The sequence below is a fragment of the Paenisporosarcina sp. OV554 genome, assembly GCF_003058165.1.
Classification (GTDB): Bacteria; Bacillota; Bacilli; order Bacillales_A; family Planococcaceae; genus Paenisporosarcina.
Map to the genome: position 1 here is coordinate 306,580 of NZ_QBUC01000001.1, position 13,837 is coordinate 320,416.

The window sequence follows — 13,837 nt, forward strand, 5'->3', positions numbered from 1 at the left end:
TTTGTGATTTAAGGAGGAAATGCGATGTTAGAGTTTGATACGAGCTTAGACCAACTTGCTGTTATAAAAGTAATTGGTGTCGGTGGTGGCGGAAATAACGCTGTAAACCGTATGATTGAACACGGAGTTAGAGGTGTAGAATTTATTGCAGTAAATACTGATGCACAAGCATTAAATTTATCGAAATCAGAAGTGAAATTACAAATAGGTGCTAAATTAACTCGGGGACTTGGAGCTGGAGCAAACCCTGAAGTAGGTAAAAAAGCAGCTGAAGAAAGTAAAGAACAAATTGAAGAAGCTTTACGTGGAGCTGATATGGTATTCGTCACTGCAGGTATGGGTGGAGGAACTGGAACAGGTGCTGCACCTGTAATCGCTCAAATCGCTAAAGAAATTGGCGCGTTAACGGTAGGTGTTGTTACTCGTCCATTCACGTTTGAAGGCCGTAAGCGTTCAACTTCAGCGATTGGCGGTATCGGTTCGATGAAAGAAGCGGTTGACACACTTATTGTCATTCCAAATGATCGCTTGCTTGAGATCGTGGATAAAAACACACCGATGTTAGAAGCATTCCGCGAAGCGGATAATGTACTTCGTCAAGGTGTTCAAGGTATTTCAGATTTGATTGCTGTACCTGGACTTATTAACTTAGACTTTGCTGACGTGAAAACAATTATGTCTAACAAAGGTTCAGCCCTAATGGGTATCGGTATTTCTTCAGGAGAGAACCGTGCTGCAGAAGCTGCGAAGAAAGCAATCTCAAGCCCACTTCTTGAAACGTCAATTGACGGTGCAAAAGGGATCTTAATGAATATCACGGGTGGATCGAACTTGAGTTTATTTGAAGTTCAAGAAGCGGCAGACATTGTTGCATCTGCATCTGATGAAGATAATAACATGATTTTTGGTTCAGTTATTAATGATAATTTGAAAGATGAAATTATCGTAACTGTAATTGCTACTGGTTTCAGTGAAGATCAAAATACACATCGTGTTACTAGAAGTGGTGGATTTGGTGCTGGTCGTTCTCAGCAAGCAGCTCCGCATCAACAACAGCAACAACAACCACTTCGTGAAACAAGAGAATCAAGACGTGAAGAAGTTCCTTCTTATCAACAAGAAGCACCAAGAAGAGAACAACAAACTTCACAACATGAAGATACATTAGACATTCCTACGTTCTTACGCAATCGTCAAAAACGTAACTAAAGTATCAAACTAGCCCATTTCTTGTAGCGTAATTGCTACTTGAGATGGGCTTTTTTTGTCGTAGATTTTTTTGTGAAATAAACAAGAAATGACATGTTTTGCGGTGGACAAGTGATACCGTATTTGTAGGAGGTGAGAAAATGTATGCTGAAGTTTTGATTTCGATTAATACCCTCATCAACTTTTCATTGCTTTCTTTTTCAAACAAAATGGGTTCATTTCACCAAAAGTCTTGGCGTTTATGGCTAAGTGCTTTTCTAGGTGGATTTTGTATCGTGTTATTTGGTGGGGGGTTTTTGTCTATAGTAGCTACTTTTGTGTTCATGATGACAATTGCATTTGGATTAAATCGTTCAAATTGGCTCTTAGCTGCAGGAAACACTTTAATTGCTGCTTTGTTTGCTGGTGGCCTATTAACTTTTATTCAACCCATGTTAGCCAATGCTAGTTGGTATGTGATTATTGTCGTTGCGGGAAGTGCATTAATTTTTAGTTTATTTGGTATAAGAAAAAATTGGTTCCGAATTAATTTGACAGCAATTAAAGATTCATACATGGGTCAAGTGACAATTCGTTTATTTAACCAAGAATTTCAACTCACCTCTTATTCAGATACAGGAAACCTTTGCATTGAACCACTGTCAGGTAATCCCGTTCATTTTATTTCAGCAGAAAAAATGAAATCATTCATTCCTTTAGATTTGTGGCAATATTTACATGCATTTGAGGGAGATTCCACCGAACCATTTCAAGAAATCCCTTTGTTATTTCGGTCTCAATTGCGTTTAATACGTCTTCAAACTGTCCAAGATCAATCTACATGGGCCATTGGGATTAAAGTAGACCATATTCAATTAAAAACAACGAAAGAGAAAGTATTAGCACCATGTTATGTGGTTTTAACAAAAAATAGTAAACATTTCCCACGTCAATCAGATGTAATTTTGCATGCTTCAACACTATTTAGCTAATTATAGGAGGGCGAATGCTATGTTAATCAGAATTTGGTACAGACTAATTGGACTTTGGAGTAGATGGCGAAGCAAAGGAACATATTATATTGGTGGTAGTGAATCATTACCGCATCCTATGAATCGTGAAGAAGAAGCCAAAACGATCGAAGCTTTTATGAATGGAAATTTAACGGCACGGGATACGTTAATTGAACGGAATTTAAGGTTAGTCGTATATATAGCAAGACGCTTTGAAAATACTGGATCCCATATTGAAGATTTAATCAGTATCGGCTCGATTGGATTAATTAAAGCAATAGAAACTTTTAACACGGAGAAAAAAATTAAACTAGCTACTTATGCTTCACGGTGTATTGAAAATGAAATTTTGATGCATCTTCGAAAAACTAGTCGTTTAAAATCTGAAGTCTCTTTTGATGAACCATTGAATTCAGACGCAGATGGCAATGAGCTATTACTTTCCGATATCTTAGGAACGGATGACGATATTATAGCAGAAGATGTAGAGAAAAAAATTGAACGTCAATTTATGTTTTCAGCTATCGATTTATTGGATAAGCGAGAGAAATACATTATGGAATGTCGATTTGGATTAAATGGTCAAGAAGAAATGACTCAGAAAGAAGTAGCTGATATGTTAGGTATTTCTCAATCTTATATTTCCCGTTTAGAAAAGAAAATCATACATGATTTGCGAGAGGAATTAAATCAACCGACAGCTTAATGGATGAATTTGGAGTAGTGACAATACGAATAGTTTTCTCCGAGGCGGACACACTGAAAGATATCACAGTGTAGAACAGTTCGGAGGAAAAAAGCGATGGTACGTACAAAAGTCGAATTATGCGGTGTAGATACGTCGAAGCTGCCTGTTTTATCAAACGAAGTGATGACAAAGACGTTTATACGTTTACAAAGTGGTGACGAATTTGCAAAAGATGAGCTAGTGATGGGAAACTTACGACTAGTTCTAAGTTTAGTTCAGCGCTTCGCCTATCGCGGAGAACAAGCTGATGACTTATTTCAAGTAGGTTGTATTGGTTTAATAAAATCAATTGAGAACTTTGATTTAAAGCACAATGTTAGATTTTCTACGTATGCAGTGCCTATGATAATTGGAGAAATTAGAAGACATTTGCGTGATCATCATCCGGTGCGCGTATCAAGATCGCTCCGTGATATTGCCTATAAGTCGATGAAAGCAAAAGAGCAATATATTACTGAACATTTGCATGAACCAACTATTCAGCAATTGGCAGAAATAATTGAAATACCTCATGAGGATATATTATTTGCTTTAGATGCCATTCAAGATCCAATTTCCTTACAAGAACCAATCTATCATGACGGTGGCGATCCTGTATTTATGCTCGATCAATTACGAGATGAACAAGTTTCTGAAGAATCGTGGTCGACTTATATTTTCATGAAAGAAAGCATCAGTAAATTAGATATTCGAGAACAACGAATCTTAGCTAAGCGATATTACTATGGTCAGACTCAAACTGAAATCGCTAAAGAATTAGGAATATCACAAGCTCAAATATCTAGACTTGAAAAGCATGCAATTCGTATCATCAAAGAGGAATACAATTTTGATTCACAATGAGATAAAAAGCTTTTATTCCTTTTCTGGAATAAGAGCTTTTTTTTCGTGTATATAACATAAACTAAATAAAGGGGGTATGACCGTTGAAATTTACTGACATCCAACAAAAAGAATTTATTGAAGCAAGTGATGGGAAAATGCTCGGTTTTGTTAATGATGCGCAAATATCTAAAGAGACAGGAATGATAGAATCTTTTTTCTTGGCAGAACCAAAAAAGATGTTGGAATTGTTTTCAGGCAATCGCCCAACAGTTATGATTCGATTATCCGATATTAAAGTTATTGGGAAAGACGTTGTCATCGTTCAGTCGAAGGGCGTAGAACATGGATAAACATTGAATATTCGAGCTTGGATTGGTACAATATAGAGATAACATCGATACCTAAAAAGGTAGGAACTCTTAAAATGCAAATTGAACGTAATCTTCTACAAATACAACAACAAATTAATCAAGCATGTACACGTGCCAATCGTTCTACTTCGGATGTTCATATTGTGGCAGTTACTAAAGCAGTTTCAATTGAACGTACGGTGGAAGCTTTACAATCGGGTCTGAATCATCTTGGTGAAAATAGACCTGAAGGGTTATTAAATAAACAAGAGGCAATTAACAAACCTGCAGTCTGGCATTATATTGGGTCATTGCAAACTAGAAAAGTGAAACAAGTCATTAACAAGATACAAGTTTTGCATTCACTTGATCGATTAAGTTTGGCTGATGAGATTCAAAAAAGAGCTGAACATACAATTGATTGTTTTGTGCAAGTGAATGTCTCTGAAGAAGATGCGAAACATGGTATTGAATTAAAAAATGTCCAAACGTTTATTGAATCCTTACATGAGCATAATAGAATTCGAGTTATTGGCTTAATGACGATGGCACCCAACACATCAAATGACGAAGTGATACGTTCTGTTTTCAAAGGATTAAAAGATATGCAAATAAAAATTTCCAGTAATCATTATCCACATGCACCTTGTACAGAATTATCAATGGGAATGTCAAACGATTTTGAAATCGCAATAGAAGAAGGCGCAACATATGTGCGAATTGGTACAGCACTAGTCGGAAACGAAAGTGAGGATCTTACATGAGTATGAAGAATAAATTCAAAAACTTTTTTTACTTAGAAGAAGAAGAAGAAGAAGAAGAAGCAGATGAAACACCAAGAACCAACAATAACCGTAGAAACGAATCTCAACCAATACCTCAACCGACAGTTAGGAAGACAGCGAAAGAAAGGAGAAATGTGCATATCGAAGCCACTCCTTCTTCAAATATCGTCAGTCTCCAAAACTTGCAAAAGTCTTCAAAAGTAATATTAGTAGAACCACGTGTATATGCAGAAGCACAAGATATTTCTGAGCATTTAAAAAACAAGCGTGCGGTCGTTGTAAACTTGCAAAGGATTGATAAAGATCAAGGAATCCGCATTGTAGATTTTTTAAGCGGAACCGTGTATGCTTTAGGCGGAGATATTCAGCGTATTGGCACCGATATTTTCTTATGTGCACCTGATACGGTTGAAGTAGATGGAGCAATTTCAGACTACTTTTATGACGACATACAATAATTGAGGTGTAATTAGTTCTTATGGAATCAGTAATTAATATTCTACAACAAGTATTAGGGTTTTATTCAATTTTACTCATTGTCTATATTTTTATGTCATGGGTACCTAGTACAAGAGAAACAACAATCGGTCGCTTTTTAGAAAAGATTTGTGAACCCTATTTAGAACCGTTTAGAAAGTTTATCCCTCCATTTGGCATGATTGATGTGTCGCCAATTGTTGCTATTTTAGTATTAAAACTTGCAGGACAAGGACTTTCGTCTTTAGCAAACTATTTTTAAAATCTTGCCTCACTTTCGTGGGGCTTTTTTTGACCACTGAAAGGAAGGAAAGAAATGGAACAAGTACTACAGCATTTTCGAAAAGACGAACAACCTTTTATTGAACAAGTTAGCGGATGGCTTCGAGAAACACAGGATCGTTATGCGCCAAAACTGACTGACTTTTTAGACCCTCGACAACAATTTATTGTACAGTCTATGATTGGGCAAAATGACGACATTATTGTGAGTGAATTCGGAGAACTTCCGGAAGCCGAACGAAAGCGCATGTTGATTTCACCTTCTTACTTTGTTGCAAAGGAAGAAGACTACGGGATTACAGCGTTTTCCATTAAGTACCCTTCGAAATTTATTAAACTAGAACATCCAGACATATTAGGTTCTCTTATGTCCCTTGGTCTTGATCGATCAAAATTTGGTGATATTCGAGTAGACGATAATCGAATTGAATTTGCTGTAGTATCAGAAATGTCCGATTATGTTAGGTCGCATCTTACTGCGATAGGAAAATCAAAAATTAAAGTGGACGAATTGCCTCATGAGCACCCTTATTTGGACAACACGGATACCTGGCTAGAAGAATCACATACGGTGAGTTCGATGAGAATTGATACCATTATTGCGTCTTTATTTAATATTTCAAGGCAAAAAGCTTCCATGCTTATTCATAGTGGGAAAGTTAAAGTGAATTGGACAGTTCGTGAACAACCTTCGTTCGAACTCCATGAATCGGACTTACTATCAATTAGAGGATATGGAAGAATCCGAATCGGATTAATTGAAGGGCGGACTAAAAAAGACAAAATCCGACTTCAAATTGGACGAATCGAGCCCAAATCGTGAAAAATATTCAATTAAATTCGTATTATTGCTTTCAAGGCTGACAAGGAAAGGTATAATAGTTGGAAACGATGTAAGTTTGCAAAGGGGAGATTTTGAAATGCCGCTATCACCACTAGATATTCATAACAAAGAGTTTGGTCGTGGATTCCGAGGATACAACGAAGACGAAGTTAACGAATTCTTGGAACAAGTGATTAAAGATTTCGAACTTCTAATTAAAGATAAAAAAGATCTGGAAGAGAAATTGAAATCCTCAAGTGAGCGAGTGGGCCATTTTACAACGATTGAAATGACTTTACAAAAGTCTATTGTTGTAGCTCAGGAAGCTGCTGAAGAATTACGTAGAAATTCTCAAAAGGAAGCAAAATTAATAGTTAAAGAAGCAGAGAAAAATGCAGATCGAATTGTTAATGAATCATTAACTAAAGCTCGTCGCATTGCATTAGAAATTGAAGATTTGAAAAAACAATCAAAAGTCTTTCGCAATCGTTTTAAAATGTTAGTGGAAGCACAACTTGATTTAATCAACACCGATGATTGGGATCATTTAATGCAATATGAAGTTGATACAAGCCAGTTGCAACGTTTAGATAAAAAAGAGGACTAAACGTAGCTTGACCATTACGTAATCATTCCCTATAATATCTACATATACTGGAAAAATAATTAATAAAGCGCTGATAGAGACAGTATTTTGAATGCACAGAATAGCGATTCGAGGATGGTGAGAGCTCGAACAAGTGGCAATCAAATGAAAATCACTCTTGAGTTAAATCACTGAACTGGACTTTGTAAGTGATTTCGGTTTCACACCGTTATTGTGATCTAAGCTGGCAACATTTAGATGTTGCAATTAGGGTGGTACCGCGAGTCAAAACTTCTCGTCCCTTCATTGGGATGAGGGGTTTTTTAATTTTAAGGAGGTTATTTAGATGGAATACAAAGATACATTATTAATGCCTAAAACAGAATTCCCAATGCGTGGAGGTTTGCCTACCCGTGAACCTGCAATGCAAGAGAAATGGAATGAAATGAAGTTATATGAAAAAGTATTAGAGCGTACAAAAGGTCGTCCTAGCTTTAATCTTCACGATGGGCCTCCATATGCAAATGGAGATTTGCACATGGGTCACGCATTAAACAAAGTGTTAAAAGATATGATTGTCCGACACAAATCAATGACTGGCTATTACGCACCTTACGTTCCGGGTTGGGATACGCACGGTTTGCCAATCGAGCAAGCTTTAGCTAACAAAGGTGTTAATCGTAAAGAAATGACGGTTGCTGAATTCCGTAACTTATGTGAGTCGTATGCGTATGAGCAAATTGACCGCCAGCGTAGTCAATTTAAACGCCTTGGAGTTCGTGGGGATTGGGAAAATCCTTACATTACGTTAAAACCTGCATACGAATCTCGTCAAATCGAAGTGTTCGGTGAGATGGCTCGTAAAGGTTACATTTATAAAGGTTTAAAACCAGTATATTGGTCTCCATCAAGTGAATCAGCTTTAGCTGAAGCAGAAATCGAATATCAAGATAAAAAGTCTCCTTCAATTTATGTGAGTTTTGAAGTGACTGAGGGCAAAGGCGTAGTCGCAGAAGGTACGAAAATTATCATTTGGACGACAACACCTTGGACGATTCCAGCAAACCTTGGAATTTCAGTAAATCCTGAATTCGACTATGTAATTGTGGAAGTTGCATCAACTCGCTACCTTGTAGCTAAAGCATTACTTGAGAATGTAGCAACTACTCTTGAATGGGAGTCTTATGAAATTGTTCAGACGTTAAAAGGTGAACAAATGGATCGCATGGTAGCGAAACACCCATTATACGATCGTGATTCGCTTGTAATGCTCGGCGAGCATGTAACGGACGAAGGTGGTACTGGATGTGTTCATACTGCTCCAGGGCACGGGGAAGAAGATTTCCAAGTAGGTAAAGCATATGGGCTTGAAGTACTATCACCTATCGATGACCGAGGCGTTTTGACAGCAGAAGCACCAGGATTTGAAGGGTTATTTTATGATAAAGCCAATAAAGTCATTACAGAGGCATTAGATGCTGCTGGTGCTTTAGAAAAATTAACGTTCTTCACGCACTCTGCACCACATGATTGGCGGACGAAAAAGCCGGTTATTTTCCGTGCAACCGCTCAATGGTTCGCATCAATCGATGCATTCCGCGACGAGTTATTACAAGCAATTAAAGATACAACATTCACACCGGCTTGGGGTGAGACACGTCTCTTCAATATGGTTCGTGACCGTGGAGATTGGTGTATTTCTCGACAACGTGTATGGGGTGTACCAATTCCAGTTTTCTATGCTGAAAATAATGAACCGATTTTAACAGAAGAAACAATTGCTCATGTCTCTAAATTGTTCCGGGAACACGGCTCTACCATTTGGTTTGAACGTGAGGCAAAAGATTTATTACCAGAAGGCTTTACACATGAAGATAGTCCAAATGGTCGTTTCTCAAAAGAAACGGATATCATGGATGTATGGTTTGATTCTGGGTCTTCTCATCAAGCAGTGTTAGATGAGCGAGATGACTTGGAATACCCAGCAGATCTTTATTTAGAAGGTTCTGACCAGTATCGTGGTTGGTTTAACTCATCTTTAACTACTAGTGTTGCAATTAATGGTCATGCTCCTTACAAAGGGGTATTAAGCCATGGCTTTACACTTGATGGTGAAGGACGCAAGATGAGTAAATCAATTGGTAACGTAATTGATCCTGCAAAAGTAATGAATCAATTAGGTGCAGATATCTTACGTTTATGGGTTGCATCTGTCGATTACACAGCAGACGTTCGAGTATCAGATTCGAATTTCAAACAAGTTGCTGAAGTGTATCGTAAAATTCGTAACACATTCCGTTTCTTACACGGCAATGTTACGGACTTCGACCCACAAACAGATCGCGTAGCATTTGAAGACTTACGTGAAGTGGATCAATATATGTTCATGAAACTTCAAGAATTGATTGATACAGTCCGTAAATCTTATGACAAATTTGACTTTGCAAGTGTTTATCATGCAGTGAACAATTTTGTATCTTCGGATTTAAGTTCTTTCTACCTAGATATCGCGAAAGATGTTGTTTATATCGAAGGTCATAATCAATTACATCGTCGCGCAATGCAAACCGTGATGTATGACACATTAGTTTCGTTATTAAAATTAACTACTCCAATTCTGCCGCATACAACAGATGAGCTTTGGGTCTTCTTAACACAAGAAACTGAGGAAAGCGTTCAATTGACTGACTTCCCAGAAGCTACAACTCATGAATCATTTGAAGCTTTGCGCACGAAATATCAGCAGTTGATGTTAGTACGTGATGATGTGTTAAAAGCGTTAGAAGAAGCACGAAATGCAAAAACAATCGGTAAATCATTAGAGGCAAAAGTAACTGTTTACGTAAACAAAGAATTACTAGAGGCTTTTGATACGACGAAAATTGATTTTGCACAGTTCTTCATCGTTTCTGACTTTACGTTAGCTGGTTTAAAAGAAGAGGCACCTTCAGAGGCTTTAACTCTTGATGTTGCTTCAGTTGTTGTAGTAAAAGCACAAGGTGAGAAATGTGAACGCTGCTGGACAATCTCGTCTAAAGTTGGCGAAAATGACAAGCATCCGACACTATGTCCTCGTTGTGCTGAAGTCGTTGAAAAATATTACGTATAAAATTTTAGTTAACCGGAGCTGTCCTTTTTTGGGCAGCTCTTTCTGTATGATTGTGTTATGTGGTAAACTAACTAAGATACTTGCGTAACGGAGGAACATACGTGTACATTTTTTATTTAGTTGCAATTGCCATTGTGGCAATTGATCAGTGGACAAAATGGTTAGTTGTGAAAAATATGGAACTAGGTGAACAAATTGTATTAATTGATCCAACATTTGGCTTACTTTCCCATCGTAATCGTGGAGCAGCTTGGGGAATGCTAGAAGGACAAATGTGGTTATTTACAATTGTCACTGTAATCGTAATCATTGGTATTTTGTACTACTTTCATAAAGAAGCAAAAGGAAAGCCATTATTTCAACTTAGTTTAATGGTTCTACTTGGTGGTGCTATTGGGAATTTTATTGATCGCTTAGTCCGTGGTGAAGTGGTGGATTTTGTAGATGTACTCATCCCGGTAATAAACTATGATTTCCCCATTTTTAATGTTGCAGATGCAGCATTATCGATAGGTGTAGTCATGCTCATCATTGTATTAATTTTAGAAGAAAAAGCAGAAAAAGCTGCAAAGAGAAAAGGTGAATAGATGGAAGATTATACGTATAAGATTTTAGAAGCACAAAAAGGGGAGCGTATTGATAAAGCGCTTGCTAGTCTTGAAGCAGATTGGTCTCGTAGTCAAATTCAAATTTGGTTAAAAGATGGAGCTGTTTTAGTTAATGGTGAAACTGTAAAAACAAATTATAAAGTTAAACCTGATGATGTTGTTACTGTTTCTGTACCGGAAGCGGAACCATTAGATATCGAAGCAGAAAATTTAAATCTTGAAATCGTTTATGAAGATGAGGATGTCCTTGTGGTGAATAAACCTCGTGGTATGGTCGTTCATCCTGCACCTGGTCATACTTCAGGTACACTTGTAAATGGATTAATGTATCAAGTAAAAGATTTATCTGGTATTAACGGCATTATGCGTCCTGGGATTGTCCATCGTATAGATAAAGATACTTCTGGCTTATTAATGGTCGCGAAGAACGATAAGGCTCATGTGTCTTTAGTGGACCAACTTGTGAAAAAGACGGTTACTCGAAAATATATTGCATTAGTACATGGTCACATACCGCACGATAAAGGGACAGTTGATGCTCCAATTGGTCGTGATCCTCGCGATCGTCAGAGTATGACAGTAGTCGATAGCGGAAAACATGCGATTACACATTTTCGTGTTTTAGAACGATTTGGCAACTTTACATTAGTTGAATGTCGTTTAGAAACGGGTCGTACACATCAAATTCGTGTTCATATGAAATACATCGGTTATCCTTTAGCGGGTGATCCGAAGTATGGACCGAAAAAAACAATTGATTTTGACGGACAAGCGCTTCATGCTGCTGTAATCGGTTTTATTCATCCTCGTACAGAAGAGTACTTGGAATTTGAAACTCCACTACCGCAAGTATTTAGCGAGTTGCTAGAAGAAATGAAAGAGAACGTTGACAACAAAGAAAAGTAACTCTATACTAGTAAAAAGTGTAGAGCGAAAGTCAAAGCTCATACCATTTCCCGAAAAAAATTAAATAGAACTCCTTTAATAACAGTCCAGAGAGGCTGAGAAGGTACCAGTGAAACGTAAAAAGCACATGCTGTGTGTTTTGATACGACTGATTTTCTGCATTCACACCCTCTCATCCACTGCGGACGAGAGGGTTTTTATTTTGAAGAAAAAGGAGAATCCATTATGGTTGAAAAAGCAAATATACTTGACGAACAAGCCATAAACCGAGCGCTGACTAGAATCGCGCATGAAATCATTGAACGTAATAAAGGGATTGAAACTTGTATTTTAGTTGGAATTAAAACTAGAGGTGCCTACTTAGCTAAACGTTTAGCCGAGAAAATCGAAAAAATTGAAGGCAAGGCTATCAAAGCAGGTGAACTAGATATCACACTTTACAGAGACGATTTGTCTATGAAGACAGCAAATAAAGAACCACTTGTTCAGCAAGTAGATATTCAACACATCGTCACAGGTCAAAAAGTGATTTTAATAGACGATGTTCTGTATACCGGACGTACTGTAAGAGCTGCAATGGATGCGGTAATGGATCTAGGAAGACCAGCACAAATTCAATTAGCTGTTCTAATAGACAGAGGTCATCGAGAATTACCGGTCCGTGCAGACTACGTAGGGAAGAATATCCCTACGTCAAGTATAGAAAGAATTGTCGTGAGATTACATGAAACCGATCAAGAAGACAGTGTTACGATTCACGAATAGAAGAATGGGGTGGACAAGATGAATAATTCCCAAACAGTTTTAGACATACACGATAGACCGTCAGCAGGAAAATTAACTACTCTAAGCTTGCAACATATGTTCGCCATGTTCGGTGCCACAATTTTGGTGCCCCAATTAGTTGGGTTGAGTCCAGCAATCGCATTGTTAACAAGTGGTATTGCAACCCTAATCTTTATGTTCGTAACGAAATTCCAAGTTCCGGCATACTTGGGTTCGTCTTTCGCTTTCATACTACCTATTCAAATGGCAACTAAAGAAGGCGGCATAGGTAGTGCAATGATTGGTAGTTTGTTTGTGGCACTTGTCTATTTCATTGTGTCACTGATTATATGGAAAACAGGCTATAAATGGATCATGAAGTTATTGCCACCGATTGTTGTGGCTCCAGTCATTATAGTCATCGGCTTAGCATTATCACCTGTTGCGATAAACATGGCTATGAACATTCCTGGGACGACAGACTATAGCATGTTGCATTTCTCAGCAGCTCTTGTTACATTGGCAGCAGCAGTTGTCGCTACTTTATTCTTTAAAGGAATTATTAGTTTAATGCCAGTTTTAATCGGAATCATTGTAGGTTACCTATATTCATTAGTCATTGGCATTGTTGATTTTTCATCGGTTTTAAAAGCTAAATGGATTGCTTCACCCGAGTTCTTGATTCCGGGAGTCGACTACGATTTCACCATCACGCCTACATTATTAGTATTAATGGTACCAATAGCAGTTGTGACGATATCAGAACATATCGGACATCAACTTGTACTAGGGAAAATTGTTAATCGAAATTACATAAAAGAACCAGGCTTGCATCGCTCATTACTTGGTGATGGTTTAGGAACGTTAATCAGTGGACTATTAGGTGGACCTCCTAAAACAACGTACGGAGAAAATATTGGAGTTCTTGCAATTACGAGAGTATATAGTGTTTACGTAATTGCTGGTGCAGCAATTTTGGCCATTTTATTTTCATTCTTTGGCAAAGTCATGGCACTAATCGCAACCATTCCAACCGCTGTTCTTGGCGGGATTTCGATCTTGTTGTTTGGGATTATTGCGTCTTCAGGGCTGCGCATGTTAGTTGATAGCAATATTGATTTTGGAAATAAACGAAACTTAGTGATTTCGTCGATCATCTTAGTCATTGGTATTGGTGGAGCAAAACTTCACTTTACGGATACATTTGAAATCCAAGGCATGGCATTAGCAGCTATTGTAGGAGTATTATTAAATTTGCTTTTACCAGGAAAACCGCAAGAAGCAAAAGATTCATTAGAAGATGAAGTGAAAAAATAAAACCTTTTAAAACCTAGTCCAGAGAGGCAGGCAAAGGGAAACCGACTGATAAAGC

15 protein-coding genes and 1 other annotated feature are annotated in these 13,837 nt (G+C 37.7%); all 15 genes read left to right on the plus strand.

Features of this window, described 5'->3' with window-relative positions:
• Window positions 1-24: 24 nt before the first annotated feature.
• The 15 genes from ftsZ (at window position 25) to C8K15_RS01510 (ending at window position 13,782) form a co-directional block, all read left to right on the plus strand.
• Window positions 25-1,209 (plus strand): cell division protein FtsZ, encoded by a 1,185-nt coding sequence (gene ftsZ, locus C8K15_RS01440; protein ID WP_108584532.1) that lies wholly within the window; start codon window positions 25-27, stop codon window positions 1,207-1,209.
• A 140-nt stretch (window positions 1,210-1,349) separates the two neighbouring features.
• Window positions 1,350-2,180 carry a sigma-E processing peptidase SpoIIGA gene (locus C8K15_RS01445; RefSeq protein WP_108584534.1) on the plus strand — a complete coding sequence of 277 codons (831 nt, stop codon included), beginning with the start codon at window positions 1,350-1,352 and terminating at the stop codon, window positions 2,178-2,180.
• A gap of 19 nt (window positions 2,181-2,199) precedes the next feature.
• On the plus strand, window positions 2,200-2,907 hold the full coding sequence (gene sigE, locus C8K15_RS01450) for an RNA polymerase sporulation sigma factor SigE (protein ID WP_108584535.1): 708 nt from the start codon (window positions 2,200-2,202) through the stop codon (window positions 2,905-2,907).
• A 96-nt stretch (window positions 2,908-3,003) separates the two neighbouring features.
• A complete protein-coding gene (sigG, locus tag C8K15_RS01455; protein WP_108584537.1) occupies window positions 3,004-3,792 on the plus strand; it encodes an RNA polymerase sporulation sigma factor SigG in 789 nt (262 codons plus the stop codon).
• Between the two features lie 83 nt (window positions 3,793-3,875).
• The gene (locus tag C8K15_RS01460; RefSeq protein ID WP_108584538.1) at window positions 3,876-4,124 is read left to right on the plus strand and encodes a YlmC/YmxH family sporulation protein; all 249 of its coding nucleotides are present in this window, start codon (window positions 3,876-3,878) and stop codon (window positions 4,122-4,124) included.
• Between the two features lie 74 nt (window positions 4,125-4,198).
• The gene (locus C8K15_RS01465; protein WP_108584540.1) at window positions 4,199-4,888 is read left to right on the plus strand and encodes a YggS family pyridoxal phosphate-dependent enzyme; all 690 of its coding nucleotides are present in this window, start codon (window positions 4,199-4,201) and stop codon (window positions 4,886-4,888) included.
• Complete coding sequence (locus C8K15_RS01470) at window positions 4,885-5,367, plus strand: cell division protein SepF (protein WP_108584541.1); 483 nt, start codon at window positions 4,885-4,887, stop codon at window positions 5,365-5,367. Before C8K15_RS01465 ends, C8K15_RS01470 begins: the two co-directional genes overlap by 4 nt.
• 20 nt (window positions 5,368-5,387) lie before the next feature.
• Complete coding sequence (locus C8K15_RS01475) at window positions 5,388-5,648, plus strand: YggT family protein (protein ID WP_108584543.1); 261 nt, start codon at window positions 5,388-5,390, stop codon at window positions 5,646-5,648.
• A gap of 54 nt (window positions 5,649-5,702) precedes the next feature.
• Entirely contained in the window at window positions 5,703-6,491 is a 789-nt protein-coding gene (locus tag C8K15_RS01480) for a YlmH family RNA-binding protein (RefSeq protein ID WP_108584545.1), read from the plus strand.
• Between the two features lie 97 nt (window positions 6,492-6,588).
• The gene (locus C8K15_RS01485; protein WP_108584547.1) at window positions 6,589-7,098 is read left to right on the plus strand and encodes a DivIVA domain-containing protein; all 510 of its coding nucleotides are present in this window, start codon (window positions 6,589-6,591) and stop codon (window positions 7,096-7,098) included.
• Window positions 7,099-7,159: 61 nt separating this feature from the next.
• Window positions 7,160-7,383: a binding site (T-box leader), on the plus strand.
• Between the two features lie 40 nt (window positions 7,384-7,423).
• Window positions 7,424-10,186 carry an isoleucine--tRNA ligase gene (gene ileS / locus C8K15_RS01490; protein ID WP_108584549.1) on the plus strand — a complete coding sequence of 921 codons (2,763 nt, stop codon included), beginning with the start codon at window positions 7,424-7,426 and terminating at the stop codon, window positions 10,184-10,186.
• Window positions 10,187-10,287: 101 nt separating this feature from the next.
• Window positions 10,288-10,773 (plus strand): signal peptidase II, encoded by a 486-nt coding sequence (gene lspA, locus C8K15_RS01495; protein ID WP_108584550.1) that lies wholly within the window; start codon window positions 10,288-10,290, stop codon window positions 10,771-10,773.
• The gene (locus C8K15_RS01500; RefSeq protein WP_108584552.1) at window positions 10,774-11,700 is read left to right on the plus strand and encodes an RluA family pseudouridine synthase; all 927 of its coding nucleotides are present in this window, start codon (window positions 10,774-10,776) and stop codon (window positions 11,698-11,700) included.
• Window positions 11,701-11,925: 225 nt separating this feature from the next.
• On the plus strand, window positions 11,926-12,465 hold the full coding sequence (gene pyrR / locus C8K15_RS01505) for a bifunctional pyr operon transcriptional regulator/uracil phosphoribosyltransferase PyrR (protein ID WP_108584553.1): 540 nt from the start codon (window positions 11,926-11,928) through the stop codon (window positions 12,463-12,465).
• 18 nt (window positions 12,466-12,483) lie between these two features.
• Window positions 12,484-13,782 (plus strand): uracil-xanthine permease family protein, encoded by a 1,299-nt coding sequence (locus tag C8K15_RS01510; protein WP_108584555.1) that lies wholly within the window; start codon window positions 12,484-12,486, stop codon window positions 13,780-13,782.
• Window positions 13,783-13,837 lie beyond the last annotated feature (55 nt).